Consider the following 18,293-nt stretch of genomic DNA (forward strand, 5'->3'; position numbering starts at 1 on the left):
CGATGCATACCCGCGAGGACATCTTCAATACGCTGCGCGATGCGCTGGTCGAACTCTTCGAGATCGAACCGGAACGCGTCACGCCGCAAGCCAACCTGTATACGGACCTGGAGATCGACAGCATCGACGCCATCGACCTGATCGACCACGTCCGCCGCCAAACCGGCCGCAAGCTGGATGCCAACGATTTCCGCACGGTACGCACCGTCGAAGACGTCGTCCAGGCGATGTGGCAAAAGCAGGCTCCCGACGCATGAGGCGCGGCGTCGCGGCCGGCCTTGCCGCCGCCGGCGTCGCGTACCCCTTTGCCGTCTACGCGACGCTGGGGCACGTGAATCCGGCCTGGCTGGCGCTGCCGCTGGCCGTGCTGTGGCTTGCGCGCGGCCTGACCGCGCACGCCGCGCAACCCGGCGGACGCCTGCTGCCTGCCGTCGCCGTCGCCTTCTGCCTGGTGCTTGCCGTGTCGAACTCGGAAGCCTGGCTACGCTGGTATCCGGTGCTGGTCAACGCGATGATGCTTGCCGTTTTCGGTATCAGCCTGCGGGTGGGCCGCCCGGTCGTCGAACAACTGGCGCGCCTGCGCCACCCCGACCTGCCCCCTGAAGGCGTGCGCTATACCCGCAACGTGACGCGCGTGTGGTGCGCCTTCTTCGCCTTGAACGGCGCCATCGCGGCGGGCTTGGCCGCGTGGGCGCCCTGGAGCTGGTGGGTCGCCTACAACGGCGCAGCCAGCTACGGCCTGATGGGCCTGCTGATCGCGGGCGAATGGCTGCTGCGCCCGGCAGCCGCCAAGGCGGCCTGAGCATGCGCTGGACACCGCTGGAACACCTGTTGCTGCCGTCGGCTGATGCCGACGGCGTGCCGGTCGCCGACGACCCTTCGCTGACACGCGCCGGCTTCGCGCACGCCAGCCTGTTGGCCGCCGGCGCGTTGCAGGCGCGCTCGCCGCGACGCCTTGCGCTGTGGTTCGACGACGCCGCGGCGCTGGCGACCGCCCTGTTCGCCTGCTGGCGCGCGGGCGTGATCGCCGTCCTGCCCGGCGATGCGCAGACGCAGACCTGCGCCACGCTGGACGCGGACGTCGACGCCTGGTTGACGGACACGGACCTGCCCCTGCCCGCGGCGCGGCAATGGCGCTTGTCCGATCTGCAGGATCAGGAAGCGATGGCGCCCGCCGCGCTGGATCCCGTCCTGACCCTGGTGCTGTGCACATCGGGGTCCAGCGGCACCCCCAAACACCTCGTCAAGCAATGGCGGCAACTGGCGGCGGAAGTCGCCGCCCTGCAACAGCAATGGCCTGGCCCGGACGTACCGGTGCTGGGCAGCGTCTCTGCACAGCACATGTACGGCCTGCCGTTCCGCGTGTTGTGGCCGCTGTGCGCGGGCCGGCGCGTCGACCGCCGCCAGCGGCACTATCCCGAAGAGCTGCAGCAGGCCAGCCTGCGCTATCCGTCCTTCACCTGGATCGCCAGCCCCGCGCTATTGCGCCGCCTTGGGCAACGGCTGGATTGGGCGCAGTTGCGCGGCAGGCTCGTCCGCATTCACTCCTCGGGCGGCGCTTTGCCGCCCGACGTGTCCGACGCCATCGAACGCGATCTGGGCCTGCGCCCCACCGAAATCTACGGCAGCTCGGAGACCGGCGCCGTGGCGTGGCGCACCGGCTCGGCCGATTGGCAAGCGTTGCCCGGCGCCACCGTCGGCCTGAACCCGGAGGGCGCCTTGCGCGTGCAGTCGCCGTGGGTGAACCCGGCCGACGAACAGACGTCCGACGGCGCGCAGCTTACCCCCGGCGGCTTCCAGTTGCTGGGGCGGCTGGACCGCATCGTCAAAATCGAAGAAAAGCGGATTTCGCTGCCCATGCTGGAGCAGTCGCTGATGCGCCACGCCTATGTGGATGATGCCCGGTTGGGCCGCCCTGCCGGCGCGGCGCGCCTGACGGGCCTTGCCGCTCTGTCCGCCACCGGACTGCACGCCTTGCGCAACCGGGGCCGCAAAGCGGTCGTGGACGCCTTGCGCGCGCATTTGGCCGCAGGCTTCGAATCGCTGGCCATTCCGCGCGCCTGGCGCTTTTACCCGCACCTGCCCTCCAATGCCCAAGGCAAGCTGACGCAGGCCGACTTCGACACGGCGGCCGGCGCGCGCCCCGTCGACCCCGTCGCGGTGGAACTGCCCGGCCAGCCCGCCGGCGAACGCCGCTTTGCGCTCGACATTCCCTACGACCTGGCGCACTTCAGCGGACATTTCCCGTCGGTGCCCGTCGTGCCCGGCGTCGTCCAGATCGGTTGGGCGATATCGCTGGCGCAGCGCGGCCTCCATCCTGGATTGCGCTTCGGCGGCATGGAGGCCCTGAAGTTCCAAAAGCTGCTGCGTCCCGGCGACCGCGCCGTGATGGCGCTGCGCTGGGACGAAACGAAGCAGAAGCTGTATTTCACCTGCACGGTGGACGACGCGCCTTGCGCCTCGGGACGCATTCTTCAGGCGGACAGCGATGCCGGCACATAAGCTCTGCGCGGTCATCCCGGTCTACAACCACGGCGCCACGGTCGCGGCCGTGCATGCGCAACTGGCCGCGCAGGACCTGCCTTGCGTCCTGGTGGACGATGGCTCAGAACCGGGCTGCGCGGCAGCGCTTGACGCGCTGGCCGCGCTGCCCCGCACCCATCTGGTCCGCCGCGCCGTGAACGGCGGCAAGGGCGCCGCAGTGCAGGACGGCCTGCGCGCCGCCGCCGCGCTGGGATACACCCATGCCTTGCAGGTGGACGCCGATGGCCAGCACGCGCTGCCTGACGCCGCCGCCTTCGCCCGCGCCTCGCGGGCGCAGCCGCTGGCCGTGATCTGCGGCGCGCCCGTCTACGGCGACGACGTGCCGCGCAGCCGCCTGTACGGCCGCTGGCTGACGCGGATCTGGGTCTGGATCAATACGCTGTCCCTCGACATCCCCGACGCCATGTGCGGTTTCCGCGTCTACCCGCTGACGCAAGTGCTGCCGGTGATCGACGGCGCCCGCGTGGGCCACCGCATGGATTTCGACATCGCCATCCTGGTGCGCCTGCATTGGCGCGGCGTCGCCATGGCGTGGTTGCCCACGCGCGTGGTCTACCCCGAAGGCGGCATTTCGCATTTCAAGGGCCTGCGCGACAACCTGCTGATCAGCCGCATGCACGCGCGGCTGTTCTTCGGCATGCTGGGCCGTTCGCCCGCCCTGCTATGGCGCCGGCTGGCGCGGGGGCCGCGCCCGTGACCGCCGCCGATCCGCATTGGGCCGCCCAGGCCGAGCGCGGCAGCCCCGCGTTGATGCGCCTGACCGCGTGGGCCGCCCGCCGCCTGGGCCGCCGCGTCGTCGCGCCCGTGGTCTGGCTGGTGGTGCTGTACTTCTACACCTTTGGCGGCCGCGCGCGGCGCGCCATCGCGCAATACCAGCGCCGGCTGTCGCAAACCGGCGGCCTGCCCGCACCGCTGCCGCGCACGGCGCCCGTCTACCGCCAATACCTGGCGTTCGCCGACGCCATGCTCGACAAGCTGGACGTGTGGCAAGGCAAGATCGACCTGTCCGACCTGGACATCACCGACCCTGACGGACTGCATGCGCAGATGGGCGCGGGCCGCGGCCAGATCCTGGTGGGCTCGCACCTGGGCAACATCGAAGTCTGCCGCGCCCTGGCCGAACGGTCCGGCGCGCTGCGGCTGAATGTCCTGGTCCACAGCAAGCACGCCGTCCACTTCAACCGCCTTCTGTCCGAGGCGGGCGGCGGGCCGCGCATGATTCAAGTCAGCGAACTGGATGCGCCCGCCATGCTGGACCTGGCGCAACGGCTGGACCGCGGCGAATGGCTCGCCATCGCCGGCGACCGGGTGCCGCTGCAAGGCGACCGCACCACGCCCGTCCAGTTCCTGGGCGCCTGCGCGCCGCTGCCGCAAGGGCCCTGGCTCTTGGCCGGCCTGCTGCGCTGCCCCGTCAACGTGCTGTTCTGCACCCGGCACGGCGCCCGCTACCGCGTCGCGATGGAACGCCTGTCCGACGGCATCGAATGGACGCGCGCCACCCGCCAGGCGCGCATCGACCATTGGGCGCAGCGCTATGCCGACCGGCTGGCCGCGCATTGCCGCGAGGCGCCGCTGCAATGGTTCAACTTCTACCCCTTCTGGAAAGACGATGCGTAAACGAGGCCTTATCGGCGCGGAAGTGGAAATCCGCGTCCCCTTCTTCGATGTCGACTCGCTCAACGTCGTCTGGCACGGCCACTACGTCAAGTACCTGGAAGAGGCGCGCTGCGAGCTGCTGGACCAGTTGGGCCACAACTACGACGCCATGCGCGCCAGCGGCTACGCGTGGCCGGTGATCGACATGCATCTGCGCTACGCGCAACCGGCCCAATTCGGCCAGCGCCTGACGGTGCGCGCCGAGCTGGTCGAATGGGAAAACCGCTTGAAGATCAACTATCTGATCCTGGATGCGGCAACCGGCACCCGGCTGACGCGCGCGACCTCGGAACAGGTCGCGGTCTGCATCGAGACCCGTGAAATGCAACTGGCGTCGCCCGCCGTGTTCGTCGACGCGGTGCAACGCAAGCTGCAATCCCTGGAGATCCCCGCATGAGGTCCACCGCTCTCCTGAAGACGGCGACGCGCCTGTTTCTGCTGCTGACGCTTGCCGCCCTGCCCTGGACCGCCCGCGCCTTCGACCTGAACGACTTGCAGGCCCAGTTGCGCGCCACGCCGGTTGTCCGCGGCCATTTCGTGCAGCAGAAATTCCTGCGTTCGCTGCCACAGCCCCTGACCAGCCGCGGCGACTTCACGCTGGCCGCCGGCAAAGGGTTGCTGTGGCTGCTGCGCACGCCCATCGCCCAGGACCTGCGCATCGACGCGCGAGGCATTTCGCGGCGCGACGAATCCGGCGCCTGGCAAGCCTTGCCGCAACAGACGGGGTCGGGCCGCGAAAACCGCTTGTTCCTGTCGGTGCTGGCGGGCGACACCCGCGGGCTGCAAGAGAACTTCGATTTGGCGCTGACGGGCGAGGCCGATGCCTGGCAATTGCTGCTGACGCCCCGTTCGGCCTTGCTGCGCCAGATCTTCGACAACATCCAGATCAACGGCGGCAAACTTGTCGACCGCATCGAACTGCGCGAAACGCAAGGCGACCGAAGCGTCCTCCAGATGACGGACGCGGCGGCCGCCGACGCATTGACCCCCGAGGAGCAACGTGCGTTTTCCGATTGAACGCTGGCTGCCGCGGCTGTTCAAGCTGGGCTTGCTGCTGGTGCTTTGCGCCGGCGCCTGGCAGTGCCGCAACGGATGGCCGGTATCCGCCAACCTGATGGAGCTGGTGCCGCAGGCAACGGCCGACGCCACGCGCCAGCTGGCTGAAGCCCGCATCCAGGAACCGCTGTCGCGCCAATTGGTGGCGCTGGCCGCCGCGCCGCCCGATGCAGACCCCGTGGCGCCCGCGCGATTGTTGGCCGAACGCTGGACCCGCAGCGGACTGTTCGCGTCCGTGCAGGTCGAACTGAATGTGGACGTTCCGGCGTTGCGCGCACAACTGCTTGCCGGCCGCCTTGCCATGCTGCCGGCAGCCGACCGCGAGCAATTGACGGCAGACCCCGCCGCTTACGCCCAGCGGCGCGCGCGCGAATTGTCCGATCCCTTTTCGTCTTCCGGCCTGGTGCCCGCCGACCAGGATTGGCTGGGCCTGACGCGCCGCGCCGAGCAGGCGCTGCGCCCGGGCGGCGCGGTGCAGTACGACATGGGCACCGGCACGCTGCAGGCCGACCACGACGGCAAGCGCTGGGTGCTGGTGCGCGCCGAAACCCGGGCCGACGCCTTCGACAGCGACGCGCCGCAGGGCATCTCCGCGCAGATCGATCAGGATCGTCAGGCGCTGCTCGCCAGCGGCGCGCAATTGCTGGTGGCGGGCGGCCCGCTGTACGCTGCGGCCGGGCGGGCGCAGGCCGTGGCGGAAAGTTCCTGGATCGGCTCCATCGCCATGGTCGGCATCGTGCTGGTGCTGCTGCTGGCCTTGCGCCGCGTGCGCGCCTTGCTGGCGTTCGTGCCGGTCGCGGTGGGCCTGTTGACCGGCGCCGTGGCCTGCGTCGCGGTGTTCGGCTCGATCCATGTGCTGACGCTGGTGATCGGCGCCAGCCTGATCGGGGTGGCGGTCGACTTCCCCATGCACTGGCTCGGCAAAAGCTACGGCATGCCCGACTGGCGGGCGTGGCCGGCGCTGCGCCGCGTCTTGCCCGGCCTGACGATCAGCCTGGCCGCGAGCCTGGTGGGATACATCGCACTCGCCTTCACGCCCTTTCCCGCCTTGACCCAGACCGCCGTGTTCTCGGCCGCCGGCTTGTTGGGCGCCTACGCCTGCACGGTGTGCCAGTTGCCCGCCTGGATGGACGGCTGGCGCCCCCGCCCCTGGCCGCCGCTGCTACGCGCGGCCGACGCGGCGTTGCGCCTGCGCGAGCGTCTGGCTGGCCGGCGCGCCCTGCTTGCCGTCGGCGCGCTGATGCTGGCCGCGGCAACCGCCGGCGGCCTTGGCCGGCTCGCCATCCAGGACGACCTGCGCCAATGGCTGAGCCTGCCCGCGCCCCTGCTGCAGCAAGCGCGCCAGATCGGCGACATCACCGGCTTTACGCCGACCAGCCAGTTTTTCCTGGTGCGCGCCGACAACGCCGACGCGCTGCTGCGCCGCCAATCCCAGGTCGCCGAAAAACTGGATGCCCTGGTCAAACGCGGCGACCTGGCCGCCTATAGCGCCCTTAGCCAGTTGGTCTCGCCCGCGGCGGACCAGCTTGCGCTGGGCCAGCGGCTGGCCGCCCTGGCCTCGCAGCCCGACGTCTGGAAGCCGCTGACCGACATCGGCATCCCCTTCGACGCGCTACGCCAGGAACTGCTGGCGATGGCCTCGCTGCCGGCGGTCACCATCGACGGCGCCCTGCAAGGCCCGCTGGCCGAACGCTGGCGCGCGCAATGGTTGGGCGTGCACGACGGCGAGGCGGCGGGCATGGTCACGCTGCTGGGGCTGCGCAACGCCGCCGCGCTGGACGGCATCGCGCAAGGCCTGCCCGGTGTCGTGCTGGTCGACCGCAGCGGCGAACTCAACCGCATGTTCGCCTCGACCCGCGTCGAAGCCGCCGAGCTCAAGCTGCTGTCCTACGCCGTGGCCGCCGTGTTGCTGCTGCTGACCCTGGGACGCGCCGCCACCTGGCGGATCCTGGCCGTGCCGCTGGCGGCAACCGCCTGCGCACTGGCCGCGCTGGGCTACCTGGGGCAGCCCCTGACCTTGTTCAGCCTCTTCGGCCTGCTGCTGGTTTCCGCCATCGGTGTGGACTACGCCATCTTCATGTATGAGCGCGTCGCGGGCGCGGCAGCCAGCCTGGTGGGCATCTTGCTGGGCGCCGTTACCACGCTGCTGTCGTTCGGGCTGCTGGCCATCAGCCAGACGCCGGCCATCGCCAACTTCGGACTGGCGGTGGCCCTGGGCGTCGCGTTCTCATTGCTGTGGGCCCCGTGGATCCGCCCGCCGCGCGCGGCCTGAGCCCTATCCCCTTTTCTTGGAACCGACATGGAAACCTCCCGCATGGAACATCGTGAAGTCGTCGTCATCGGAGCCGGCCCCGCCGGCGCGGTCGCCGCTGCCCTGCTCAAGCGGCAAGGGCACGATGTGCTGATGCTGGAACGCCAGCAGTTCCCGCGCTTTTCCATCGGCGAAAGCCTGCTGGCGCACTGCCTGGAATTCGTGGAAGAAGCCGGCATGATGCCTGCCGTCGCCGCGGCGGGCTTCCAGGTGAAGAACGGCGCCGCCTTCGCGCGCGGCGACGAATACACCTACTTCGACTTCCGCGAAAAATTCAGCGCCGGCCCGGGCACCACCTTCCAGGTGCAACGCGCGCAGTTCGACAAGGTGCTGGCCGACGACGCTGCTCGCCAGGGCGTGGACGTGCGCTACCTGCAGGAAGTCACCGCGGCCGATTTCAGCGGCGACGGCCCCGTACTGGACGTGCGCGGCGCCGACGGCGGCACCTATCAGGTCAAGAGCCGCTTCGTGCTGGACGCCAGCGGCTACGGCCGCGTGCTGGCCCGCCTGCTGGACCTTGAACGCCCCTCGTCGATGCCGCCGCGCAAGGCCATCTTCACCCACATCGAAGACCACATCGACGACCCCGGCTTCGACCGCGACAAGATCCTGATCAGCGTCCACCCCGAACAACCGGGCATCTGGTATTGGCTGATCCCGTTCTCGAACGGCCGCTGCTCGTTCGGCGTGGTCGGCGGGCAAGACCTGTTCGGCGCGCCCGACGAAAACCTGATGACGACCTTGCGCGCCATGGCCGACGCCGCGCCCAACCTGAAGCGCATCCTGGCGAACGCGGTATGGGATACGCCGGCCAATACCATCGGCGGCTATTCGGCCAGCGTCACGCGCCTGCATGGCGCGGGCTATGCGCTGCTGGGCAACGCCGCCGAATTCCTGGACCCGGTGTTCTCGTCCGGCGTCACCATCGCCCTGCGCTCGTCCAAGCTGGCCGCGGACGCCCTGCACCGTCAACTGGGCGGCGAAGCGGTCGACTGGCAGCGCGATTTCGCCGATCCGCTGATGGTGGGGGTCGAGACGTTCCGCGCCTATGTGCAAGGCTGGTACAGCGGCGAATTCCAGGATGTCGTGTTCTACAAGAACGCGCAGCCGGACATCCGCCGCATGATCAGCTCGATCCTGGCGGGCTACGCCTGGGACACCGCCAATCCTTTCGTTGCCAGTCCGCAACGCCGTCTGCGCATGCTGAGCGAACTTTGCCGCGGCGTCGAAGCGCAGGCGGAACCGGCCTGAACCCCGACATGCGCACTTGCCTGCCCTTCCTGTCCACCTGCCGCGCCGTCGCCGCGGCGATTGCGCTCGCGTTGCTGGCGGGCTGCGCCGGCGCGCCGCCCATCCCTGCGCGCGACGCGGCCTTCACCGTGCCGCGCCAACTGCACGTGGTGCAAGCGGCCGACGGCCAGCCGCCGCTGGACACGATGCTGGTGGTGCAGCGCGAGGGCGCCGCGCTGCGCTGGTCGTTGTTCGACCCGATGGGCGTCCCCCAGGCCCGGCAGATGCTTGAGCACGGGCAGTGGCGCAATGACGGGTTCCTGCGGCCCAATGCCCAGGCCCGCGACTTGTTCGCCGCGCTGATGTTCGCCTGGACGCCGCAGGCGGACCTTGACGCCGCCTATGGCGCGGGCGCCTGGCAGGCGCGCCAGACTGCCGACGGCGCGGCCGAACGCAGCTTGCGGGACCGCGGCACGGCGCGCTGGACCGTGCGCTGGCCGCAGGCTGCCGACCCGGACGTCTTTTCCATCACCGGCGCCGACGGCGTCACCTGGCGGATCGCCCCCCTCAAGGAGCAGCCATGAACAGCTGGTTGGGCACGCCCGGCATCGTCTGCGCGCTGGGCGACGGCATCGATGCCGTCGCGCAAGCGGCGTTTGACGGCGACACGCGCGGCATGGTCGCGCAAACGGGATGGGTGGACGGCCGCAGCCTGACACTGGGCGGCTACGCCGGCGCCTTGCCGCCGATCCCCGACGCCCAGCCCGCGCAGCACCACAGCCGCAACAACCAATTGCTGCTGGCCTGCGCGGCCCGGATCGAACCGCAGCTGCAACGCGCCATCGACCGCTACGGTCCGTCCCGCGTTGCCGTCGTGCTGGGCACCAGCACGTCAGGCGTCAACGACAACGCGCCCGCCTTCCGCCAGTTGGCGGCGGCCGGGGCCTGGCCCGCCAGTTACGACTACCGCCGCCAGGCCCTGTCCTCGCCCGCGTCGTTCCTGGCCGCCCACCTGGGCGTGTCCGGCCCGGCCTACACGCTGTCGACGGCGTGCACGTCCAGCGCCCGCGCGCTGCTGTCGGCGCACCGGATGCTGGCCGCCGGCCTGTGCGACGCCGTGGTCTGCGGCGGCGCGGATACGCTGTGCCGCTTGACGATCAATGGCTTCGCCACGCTGGAAGCCGTGGACGACAAGCTATGCCTGCCGTTCTCGGCCAACCGCCGCGGCATCAACATCGGCGAGGCCGGCGTCCTGTTCCTGATGGAACGCGAGGCCGCCGATGCGCACGCGGTCGCCCTGCTGGGCGGCGGGGCCAGTTCCGACGCCTGGCACATGTCCGCGCCCGAACCCTCCGGCGCCGGCGCGCGCCTGGCTATGCAGGCCGCCCTGCAATCCGCCGGCGTTTCGCCCGCCGACATCGGTTGGGTCAACCTGCACGGCACGGGCACCGCGCACAACGACGCCATGGAAAGCCAGGCCATGCACGCCGTGTTCCCCGAAGGCGTGCCCTGCGCGTCCACCAAGGCGCTGACCGGCCACACCCTGGGCGCCGCGGGCGCCATGGAAGCCGCGCTGGCCTGGATCACGCTGTCGCCGGGCAATGCCGGCGGCCGCCTGATGCCGCATGTCTGGGACGGCCAGCCGGATCCCGCGCTGCCCGCGCTGGACTTCACGACCGCCCGGCACCGCTACGCCCAGGGCCGGCCGCGCATCGCCATGAGCAACTCTTTCGCCTTCGGCGGCAACAACGCCAGCCTGATCCTCGGAGCCCGTCCATGAACGCCTGCCCCTGGCCCGTCGACAGCCTGTTGCCGCACGCCGGCAACATGATCCTGATCGACGCCGTGCAAGCCTACGACGCCGACAGCCTGAGCGCGCGCGCCGTCGTCCGGCCCGGCCCCTATTCGCTGCCCGACGGCTCGCTGCCGCCGTGGCTGGGCATGGAACTCATGGCGCAGGCCGTGGGCGCCTGGGCCGGCTGCCAGGCGCGCCAGGCGGGCGACGCCGTCAAGCTGGGCTTTCTGCTGGGCACCCGGCGCTACGAATGCCACGCCGACCGCCTGCCAGCCGGCGCGGCATTGAGCATCCATGTCCAACGCGGCCTGATCGACGCCAGCGGCATGAGCGTCTTCGAATGCGAACTGCGCGACGATGCCCGCTTGCTGGCCCAGGCCCGGCTGAATGTCTATCAGCCCCAAGATTCCACCGCATTTATCCAGGAAGCCCCCCCTCAATGAGCGCTGCCCCCATCCTCGTAACCGGCTCCAGCCGCGGCATCGGCCGCGCCATCGCGCTGGCCCTGGCCGACGCCGGCCATGACCTGGTGCTGCATTGCCGCCAGCAGCGCGAGCAGGCCGAAGCCGTGCAGGCCGATGTCCTGGCACGCGGCCGCCAGGCCCGCATCCTGCAGTTCGACGTGGCGGACCGCGCGCAGTGCGCGGCCGTCCTGCAAGCGGATGTGGATGCCCATGGCGCCTACTACGGCGTCGTGCTGAACGCCGGCCTGACGCGCGACGGCGCCTTCCCCGCCCTGACGGGCGACGACTGGGATCAGGTGCTGCGCACGAATCTGGACGGTTTCTACAACGTGCTCAGCCCGCTCGCCATGCCGATGATCCGGCGCCGCGCCGCGGGGCGCGTGGTCTGCATGGCCTCGGTGTCGGGCCTGATCGGCAACCGCGGCCAGGTCAACTACAGCGCGTCCAAGGCCGGACTGATCGGCGCCGCCAAAGCCTTGGCCGTGGAACTGGCAAAGCGCCAGATCACCGTCAATTGCGTCGCCCCCGGCCTGATCGACACCGATATGATCGACGAGCACGTGCCCGTGCAGGAGATCCTGAAAGCGGTGCCGGCCCAACGCATGGGGCGCCCCGAAGAGGTGGCCGCCACCGTCGTGTTCCTGATGTCGCCGGGTGCCGCCTACATCACGCGCCAGGTCATCGCCGTCAACGGAGGATTGTGCTGATGAAGCGCGTCGTCATTACCGGCATGGCCGGCATCAGCGCGCTCGGTTCCGACTGGGCCCGCGTGCAGCAGGCGTTCGCGTCGGGCCGCAGCGCGATCCGGCACATGCCCGACTGGTCCCGGTTCCCCGAGCTGAACACCCGGCTGGCGGGCCCCGTGGAAGATTTCCAGGTGCCCGCGCACTGGACCCGCAAGCAATTGCGCAGCATGGGGCGCGTCTCGCAATTGGCCGTCCGCGCCGCCGAACTGGCGCTGGCGGACGCCGCGCTGCTGGGCGACCCGACCATCGCCGATGGGCGCATGGGCGTGGCCTGTGGATCCTCCGTCGGCAGCACGGCCGAAATCCGCGCCTTCGGCAACATGCTGCTCAATGGCGTCACCGACGACCTCAACGCCAATTCGTACGTTCGCATGATGCCGCACACCACCGCGGCCAACGTCGGCATCTTCTTCGAACTGAAAGGCCGCATCATCCCGACGTCCAGCGCCTGCACGTCGGGAAGCCAGGGCATCGGCTACGCCTTCGAGGCCATCCGCTATGGCCGCCAGGAAATGATGCTGGCCGGCGGATCGGAAGAGCTCTGCGCCAGCGAAGCGCTGGTGTTCGACGCGCTTTACGCCACCAGCCAGCAGAACGACACGCCGGAACTCACGCCCCGCCCCTATGACCGCGACCGCGACGGACTGGTGATCGGCGAAGGCGGCGGCATGCTGGTGCTGGAATCGCTGGACCACGCCCTGGCCCGCGGCGCCCGCATCCACGCCGAGATCGTGGGTTTCGGCAGCAATTCGGACGGCACGCACATCACCCGCCCCGAGGCCAGCACCATGCGCATCGCCATGGAAATGGCGCTGGCGGATGCCGCGCTGCCGCCGCAGGCCATCGGCTACGTGAACGGCCACGGCACGGCGACCGAACAAGGCGACATCGCCGAAACGCAAGCCACGCACAGCCTGTTCGGCAACCGGATGCCCATCAGTTCGCAAAAGAGCTACCTGGGCCATACGCTGGGCGCTTGCGGCGTGCTGGAATCCTGGTTCAGCATCGAGATGCTGAACAGCGACTGGTACGCCCCCACGCTGAACCTGCGCAACGTCGACCCCCGTTGCGGCGAACTCGATTACCTGCAGGGCGAAGGCCGCCGCATGAGCAACGAGTACGTCATGAACAACAATTTCGCCTTCGGCGGCATCAATACTTCCCTTATTTTCCGGCGCTGGCACTGAACCCTGCCCGCCCGCCACTTTCCAACTTCTCTTCACGGAGCGCGTTCGATGACTTTCACTACCAGGCTGCTAGGGGTTCTGTCCCTTTCACTGGCTTGCTCGGCGCAGGCGCTGGCCGCCGACCGCACGGTGTTCCTGCCCTTGCAGCCAGCCGTCGATGCGGCGCTTGCCGCCGGCAAGATCGACGGAAGCGTCAAGTTCTACCTGGCGGGCACGGGCCCCAAGGGCCGGGTCCTGGAAGCCGGCGTCGTGACCAACCGCAAGACCAATGCGTTTGCGAAGAAGGACGCCGAGGCCTGCGAGTGGGCGGCCCAGTCCGCGGTCATCGTCCTGCACGAAGCGGCCAAGAAGGCCAACGCGAACGCCGTGACCAATATCGTCAGCTACTATCGCAAAAACGAATACACCAGCAAGACCGACTACGAATGCCATGCTGGCGCCGTGGTCGCCGGCGTGGCGCTGCGCGGCGATCTGACCCAATTGAAATAGGCCCGCCCGGTTTACACTTCCGGTTTGCCGCAACACCACACAAAAGGTTCCCCGATGAGCACTGCTACGCTCAAGACCCGCCTCTCTGATTCCGTCAAGGACGCGATGCGCGCCAAGGCCGCCGAGCGCCTGACGACGCTGCGCTTCCTGCTGGCTGCCGTCAAGCAGAAGGAAGTGGACGAACGCCGCGACCTGACCGACGCCGAAATCACCGCCATCATCGAAAAGCAGGTCAAGCAGCGCCGCGAATCGATCGCCGCGTTCGAACAGGCCGGCCGCACGGAAACGGCCGATCAGGAAAAGGCCGAAATGGCCGTGCTGCAAGAGTTCCTGCCGCAAGCCGCCAGCCCCGAGGAAGTGGCCGCCGCCATCGACGCCGCCCTGGCCGAAGTGGCCGCGCAAGGTGTGACCGGCGCCCCCGCCATGGGCAAGGTCATGGCGCTGCTGAAGCAGGCGCTGGCGGGCCGCGCCGACATGACCGCGCTGTCCCAGCAAGTGAAGGCCCGCCTGGCCTGATCCGGGCAGTCAGAACGCGCCGCCGAACAGATCCGGCTGGCGCGACTGCTCGGCGGGATCGGCAAAATTGCTCATCCCCACCCCGGCCAGCCGGTACAGCGTTTCCGGCGGCAATTCCACCCGTTCGCACAGCAGCCTGGCCACGGCGGCCAGCTCGGCCGCCGATGCCGGCGGATTCGGGCTGGTCTGGCTGCGCGTCAGGATGCGGAAACGGTCGGTCTTCAGCTTGAGCACCACCGTCCGCCCCAGCGCCCCCTTCTTCAGCGCCTGATCCCACACGCGGTCGGCCATGCGGTCGATGGCGTCGCCCAGGGCATCCAGCCGGATGTCTTCCGAGAAAGTCGTTTCCGCAGACACCTGCTGCAAGGGCTGGTCGGTCTGCACTTCGCGCTCGTCGATGCCGCGCGCCAGCTCGTACAAGCGCCTGCCGTAGCGGCCGAAGTAGTGTTCCAGCTCTTCGGCGCTATGCGTGGCCAGATCGCCCACCGTGTGGATGCCCAATTGCTCCAGCCGCGCCTGCGTCACTTTGCCCACCCCGGGCACCTTGCGCACCGGCAAGGGTTCCAAAAACGCCAGCACCTTGCCCGGCCGGACCACGAACTGGCCGTCGGGCTTGTTCCAATCGGACGCGATCTTGGCCAGGAATTTGTTGGGCGCGATGCCCGCCGACGCGGTCAGCCCGGTCTCTTCGCGGATCTGGTGCCGGATGACCTGCGCCACTTCGGTCGCCGACGGCAATCCGCACTTGTTGATCGTGACGTCCAGATAGGCCTCGTCCAGCGACAGTGGTTCGATCAGGTCGGTATGGCGGGCAAATATCTGGCGGATCTGACGCGAGACCTCGCGATAGCGGTTGAAGTCCGGCGGCACATAGATGGCTTGCGGACAGAGCCGTTCCGCGCGGGTGGCGGACATGGCCGAATGGATGCCGAATCGCCGGGCCTCGTAAGAAGCGGCGCACACGACCGAACGCGGGCCGGTCCAGGCGACGACCACCGGTTTGCCACGCAGGTCAGGGTTGTCGCGCTGCTCCACGGACGCGTAGAACGCATCCATGTCCACATGCACGATCTTGCGCGTAAGTTCAGACATTCCGCTCGGGACGATGCGGCCGGCCCGGCGATGTGCTGGCGGCCACTGCAAAAAAATATATTATGACCGGCTGATTCCGTTTTCCATTCCGCCCACAACCGATCCATGACCGCACCTGCCCAAACCGATTACTTCGGCCTGACGATACCTTTCATGTCTTTCATCGGCCTGGTGCCCGAAAGCGTCGCGCCGGCCTATGCCCGCACCACGCTGCCCTGGCGCCAGGACCTGACCAACAGCCGCGGCGATGTCCATGGCGGCACGCTGATGAGCGTGCTGGACTTCACCCTCAGCGCCGCCGCCCGCGGCTCGGCCGACGCCACAGAAGGCATGGCCACCATCGACATGAACACCACGTTCCTGTCGCCAGGCACGGGCGATCTGGTCATCGAAGCGCGCTGCCTGCGCCGTGGCGCGTCCATCGCCTTCTGTGAAGGCGACATCCGGCGCGCCGACGGCGAACTGGTGGCGCGCGCCACCGCCACCTTCAAGATCATCCGCCGCCGTCCTGGCGGCGATTGACCCTGGCGTGCCGGCGCGGCCGTCCTACTTGGGCAGGTCGCGCGACGGCTTGACCGCCGGCCGCGGATCCAGCGGCATGTAGGTGCTGCACGACGTGATGCTGTAGTAGATCGCGTCCTGCATCGCGCGCATCGCCGCGGCGTCCCAGGTGCCCTTGCCCCACATCACGATACGCACGTCGGTGCTCTTCTCGCCGGCGGCCTTCAGGTCGACGCGCGACATCTCGTTGTCGGTATACGGCGCCAGCACGCGCACTACCGCCGACTGCGCGCCTTCGTTCAGTTCGGGGATCACGCGGTAGGCGTTGTCCGTGCTGCGCAGGCAGTTGTTCGACTGCCGGATCACCGCGGCGTAGGCATCCTTGAAGGCGACCGGCGCCTTGAACTCGCTGTGCGGCGACGCGCTGTCCTGCGAAATGCCCAGCGAGCAGCCCGCCAGGCCCAGCGCCAGCGCCGATGCCGCGACCAGATTCCTGTACATGTAATTCTCCAGATGAATTGCCGCGATTATCCCGCAAACCGTCCGGCGGCATAAGTGGGGCCGGTTCGACACCGCCCACGCGACTATGGCATTATCGACGAGCCGCCGGCGCCCGGCGCCGGCACGCGCCGCAGTCCGCCAATGCCGATCACGTATTGCATTCACGTATTGCATTCACGTAAGGCATTGAAATCACGGAGGTCTCCCCTTGTTTTCATTCATGACGCGCACCGTTCTCGCCGCCAGCATCGTCGGCGCCACCCTGGGCGGATGCGCCACGCCGCCGCCCCCTCGCGCCTATCCCCTGAAAGATTTCTTCCGCAATCCGGAACGCGGCTTCTTCCGCCTGGCCGAAGACGGCCAGACGCTGGCCTTCATGCAACCCACCAGCGTGGACGGCAATCCGGCCCGCATGAACATCTATGTGCAGCCGCTGGAAGGCAGCAAGCTGGTGGGCGAACCCCGGCAGCTGACCAGCGAGACCGCCCGCGACATCAGCAACTACTTCTGGAAGGGCGGCGACGTCGTGCTCTACCAGAAGGACTTCGGCGGCGACGAGAACTACCACGTGCTCGCCGTCAACGCCAAGACCGGCAAGATCACCGACCTGACCCCGTATGAAGGCGCCCGCGCCAGCATCGAGGACGACCTGGAAGACGATCCCGACCACGTCCTGATCAGCCACAATCAGCGCAACCCCGAAGTCTTCGACGTCTACCGCGTCAACGTCCACACCGGCGCCGCCGTGCTGGTGGCGCAGAACCCCGGCAACATCGTCGGCTGGCAGACAGACCACGCGGGCAAGGTGCGCGCCGCCGTCACCAGCGACGGCCTGAACACCACCCTGCTTTACCGCGACGACGAAGCCTCGGAATTCCGGCCGCTGATCACGACCGACTACCGCACCAGCGTCAGCCCGTCCTTCTTCACTTTCGACGACAAGAAGATCTACGCGCTGAGCAACCGCGGCCGCGACAAGCTGTCGCTGGTCGTCATCGATCCGGCCACGCCCGACGCCGAAGAAGAAGTCTTCACGCCGGACACCGTCGACCTGGACGGCGCGGGCTACTCGCGCAAGCGCCGCGTGCTAACCTTGGCCGCCTACCAGACCGACAAGCCGCAGTACAAGTTCTTCGACGCCCAGTCCGAAGCGTTGTTCAAGACGCTGTCGGCAAAGCTGGCGGGCTACGAGATCGCGCTGCAGGGCTCCAACCGCGACGAGAACAAATTCATCGTCGCCGCCTACAACGACCGCACCCCCGGCTCGCGCTACATCTACGACGCCACCACCGACACGCTGACCAAGCTGGCCGACATCAACCCGGCCATTCCGGAAGCGGACATGTCGCACGTGCGCCCGATCAGCTACCAAAGCCGCGACGGCCTGACCATCCATGGCTACCTGACGCTGCCCGCCGGCCGCGATCCCAAGAACCTGCCTTGCATCGTGAACCCGCATGGCGGCCCGTGGGCGCGCGACGGCTGGGGCTACAACCCTGAAACGCAGTTCCTGGCCAACCGCGGCTTCTGCGTACTGCAGATGAACTTCCGCGGCTCCACCGGCTATGGCCGCGCGTTCTGGGAAGCCAGCTTCGGGCAATGGGGCCTGAAAATGCAGGACGACATCACCGACGGCGTCCAATGGCTGATCAAGGAAGGCATCGCCGACCCCAAGCGCATCGGCATCTACGGCGCCAGCTATGGCGGCTACGCCACGTTGGCCGGCGTGACGTACACGCCCGACCTCTATGCCGCCGCAGTGGACTATGTGGGCGTGTCGAACCTGTTCACGTTCATGAAGTCCATTCCGCCGTACTGGAAACCCATGCTGGACAAGATGCAGGACATGGTGGGGCATCCGGAGCGCGACCACGACCGCCTGGCGGCCACCTCGCCGGCGTTGCACGCGGACAAGATCAAGACGCCGCTGTTCATCGCGCAGGGCGCCAAAGACCCCCGCGTGAACAAGGATGAAAGCGACCAGATGGTCAAGGCACTGAGGGCCCGCGGCATCGAAGTGGAATACATGGTCAAGGACAACGAAGGCCACGGCTTTCACAACGACGAGAACAAGTTCGAGTTCTACGAAGCCATGGAGAAGTTCCTGACGGAACACCTCAAGCCCTGAGGCCCGTCTAAAGCCCGTCTAAGGCTCATCCAAGGCCCATAAGGCCCGCCCCCGCAAGGAGGCGTCTCGCGGGGACG

Annotated in this window: 20 protein-coding genes; 18 read left to right on the forward strand and 2 right to left on the reverse strand. The window is 68.6% G+C overall.

Annotated elements, in window-relative coordinates:
* The first annotated feature begins 2 nt into the window (after window positions 1-2).
* The 16 genes from A9973_RS13020 to A9973_RS13095 are packed head-to-tail and all read left to right on the forward strand — an operon-like array spanning window position 3 to window position 13,994.
* Window positions 3-257, forward strand: a complete 255-nt coding sequence (locus tag A9973_RS13020; protein WP_039883125.1) for an acyl carrier protein — start codon at window positions 3-5, stop codon at window positions 255-257.
* Window positions 254-802, forward strand: a complete 549-nt coding sequence (locus tag A9973_RS13025; protein WP_183014187.1) for a hypothetical protein — start codon at window positions 254-256, stop codon at window positions 800-802. Before A9973_RS13020 ends, A9973_RS13025 begins: the two co-directional genes overlap by 4 nt.
* On the forward strand, window positions 766-2,502 hold the full coding sequence (locus A9973_RS13030) for an AMP-binding protein (RefSeq protein WP_255469145.1): 1,737 nt from the start codon (window positions 766-768) through the stop codon (window positions 2,500-2,502). The genes A9973_RS13025 and A9973_RS13030 overlap by 37 nt, the downstream gene beginning before the upstream one ends.
* Window positions 2,489-3,241: a glycosyltransferase family 2 protein gene (locus tag A9973_RS13035; protein WP_183014188.1), complete on the forward strand. Its 753-nt coding sequence runs from the start codon at window positions 2,489-2,491 to the stop codon at window positions 3,239-3,241. Before A9973_RS13030 ends, A9973_RS13035 begins: the two co-directional genes overlap by 14 nt.
* Complete coding sequence (locus A9973_RS13040) at window positions 3,238-4,161, forward strand: glycosyl transferase (protein ID WP_370539486.1); 924 nt, start codon at window positions 3,238-3,240, stop codon at window positions 4,159-4,161. The genes A9973_RS13035 and A9973_RS13040 overlap by 4 nt, the downstream gene beginning before the upstream one ends.
* On the forward strand, window positions 4,154-4,597 hold the full coding sequence (locus A9973_RS13045; RefSeq protein ID WP_183014190.1) for a thioesterase family protein: 444 nt from the start codon (window positions 4,154-4,156) through the stop codon (window positions 4,595-4,597). The genes A9973_RS13040 and A9973_RS13045 overlap by 8 nt, the downstream gene beginning before the upstream one ends.
* Window positions 4,594-5,217 (forward strand): outer membrane lipoprotein carrier protein LolA, encoded by a 624-nt coding sequence (locus A9973_RS13050; RefSeq protein WP_220805497.1) that lies wholly within the window; start codon window positions 4,594-4,596, stop codon window positions 5,215-5,217. Before A9973_RS13045 ends, A9973_RS13050 begins: the two co-directional genes overlap by 4 nt.
* Window positions 5,201-7,528 carry a hypothetical protein gene (locus A9973_RS13055; RefSeq protein WP_183014191.1) on the forward strand — a complete coding sequence of 776 codons (2,328 nt, stop codon included), beginning with the start codon at window positions 5,201-5,203 and terminating at the stop codon, window positions 7,526-7,528. Before A9973_RS13050 ends, A9973_RS13055 begins: the two co-directional genes overlap by 17 nt.
* A gap of 27 nt (window positions 7,529-7,555) precedes the next feature.
* Complete coding sequence (locus A9973_RS13060) at window positions 7,556-8,818, forward strand: NAD(P)/FAD-dependent oxidoreductase (protein WP_255469146.1); 1,263 nt, start codon at window positions 7,556-7,558, stop codon at window positions 8,816-8,818.
* 8 nt (window positions 8,819-8,826) lie between these two features.
* Complete coding sequence (locus tag A9973_RS13065) at window positions 8,827-9,381, forward strand: DUF3261 domain-containing protein (protein ID WP_183014192.1); 555 nt, start codon at window positions 8,827-8,829, stop codon at window positions 9,379-9,381.
* Window positions 9,378-10,577 carry a beta-ketoacyl-[acyl-carrier-protein] synthase family protein gene (locus tag A9973_RS13070; protein ID WP_183014193.1) on the forward strand — a complete coding sequence of 400 codons (1,200 nt, stop codon included), beginning with the start codon at window positions 9,378-9,380 and terminating at the stop codon, window positions 10,575-10,577. Before A9973_RS13065 ends, A9973_RS13070 begins: the two co-directional genes overlap by 4 nt.
* Complete coding sequence (locus A9973_RS13075; RefSeq protein ID WP_183014194.1) at window positions 10,574-11,035, forward strand: hotdog family protein; 462 nt, start codon at window positions 10,574-10,576, stop codon at window positions 11,033-11,035. Before A9973_RS13070 ends, A9973_RS13075 begins: the two co-directional genes overlap by 4 nt.
* Complete coding sequence (gene fabG, locus A9973_RS13080) at window positions 11,032-11,763, forward strand: 3-oxoacyl-ACP reductase FabG (RefSeq protein WP_183014195.1); 732 nt, start codon at window positions 11,032-11,034, stop codon at window positions 11,761-11,763. Before A9973_RS13075 ends, fabG begins: the two co-directional genes overlap by 4 nt.
* Window positions 11,763-12,989: a beta-ketoacyl-ACP synthase gene (locus A9973_RS13085; protein WP_183014196.1), complete on the forward strand. Its 1,227-nt coding sequence runs from the start codon at window positions 11,763-11,765 to the stop codon at window positions 12,987-12,989. The genes fabG and A9973_RS13085 overlap by 1 nt, the downstream gene beginning before the upstream one ends.
* Window positions 12,990-13,037: 48 nt before the next feature.
* On the forward strand, window positions 13,038-13,478 hold the full coding sequence (locus A9973_RS13090; protein ID WP_183014197.1) for an excinuclease: 441 nt from the start codon (window positions 13,038-13,040) through the stop codon (window positions 13,476-13,478).
* 54 nt (window positions 13,479-13,532) lie between these two features.
* Entirely contained in the window at window positions 13,533-13,994 is a 462-nt protein-coding gene (locus tag A9973_RS13095) for a GatB/YqeY domain-containing protein (protein WP_006226902.1), read from the forward strand.
* A 9-nt stretch (window positions 13,995-14,003) separates the two neighbouring features.
* On the opposite strand, the gene dinB is transcribed toward A9973_RS13095, so the two are convergent.
* Window positions 14,004-15,086 (reverse strand): DNA polymerase IV, encoded by a 1,083-nt coding sequence (gene dinB / locus A9973_RS13100; RefSeq protein WP_183014198.1) that lies wholly within the window; start codon window positions 15,084-15,086, stop codon window positions 14,004-14,006.
* Between the two features lie 105 nt (window positions 15,087-15,191).
* Between dinB and A9973_RS13105 the strand changes: the two genes are divergently transcribed.
* Window positions 15,192-15,608: a PaaI family thioesterase gene (locus tag A9973_RS13105; RefSeq protein WP_183014199.1), complete on the forward strand. Its 417-nt coding sequence runs from the start codon at window positions 15,192-15,194 to the stop codon at window positions 15,606-15,608.
* 24 nt (window positions 15,609-15,632) lie between these two features.
* Here A9973_RS13105 and A9973_RS13110 read toward each other — a convergent pair whose 3' ends face one another.
* The gene (locus A9973_RS13110) at window positions 15,633-16,088 is read right to left on the reverse strand and encodes a BPTD_2524 family lipoprotein (RefSeq protein WP_183014200.1); all 456 of its coding nucleotides are present in this window, start codon (window positions 16,086-16,088) and stop codon (window positions 15,633-15,635) included.
* A 220-nt stretch (window positions 16,089-16,308) separates the two neighbouring features.
* On the opposite strand from A9973_RS13110, the gene A9973_RS13115 reads away from it, so the two are divergent.
* Window positions 16,309-18,216, forward strand: coding sequence for a prolyl oligopeptidase family serine peptidase (locus tag A9973_RS13115; protein ID WP_370539487.1), 1,908 nt, complete (start codon window positions 16,309-16,311; stop codon window positions 18,214-18,216).
* Window positions 18,217-18,293 lie beyond the last annotated feature (77 nt).

Source organism: Achromobacter sp. UMC46, from assembly GCF_014170335.1.
In the GTDB taxonomy this organism is placed as follows: Bacteria; Pseudomonadota; Gammaproteobacteria; order Burkholderiales; family Burkholderiaceae_B; genus Achromobacter.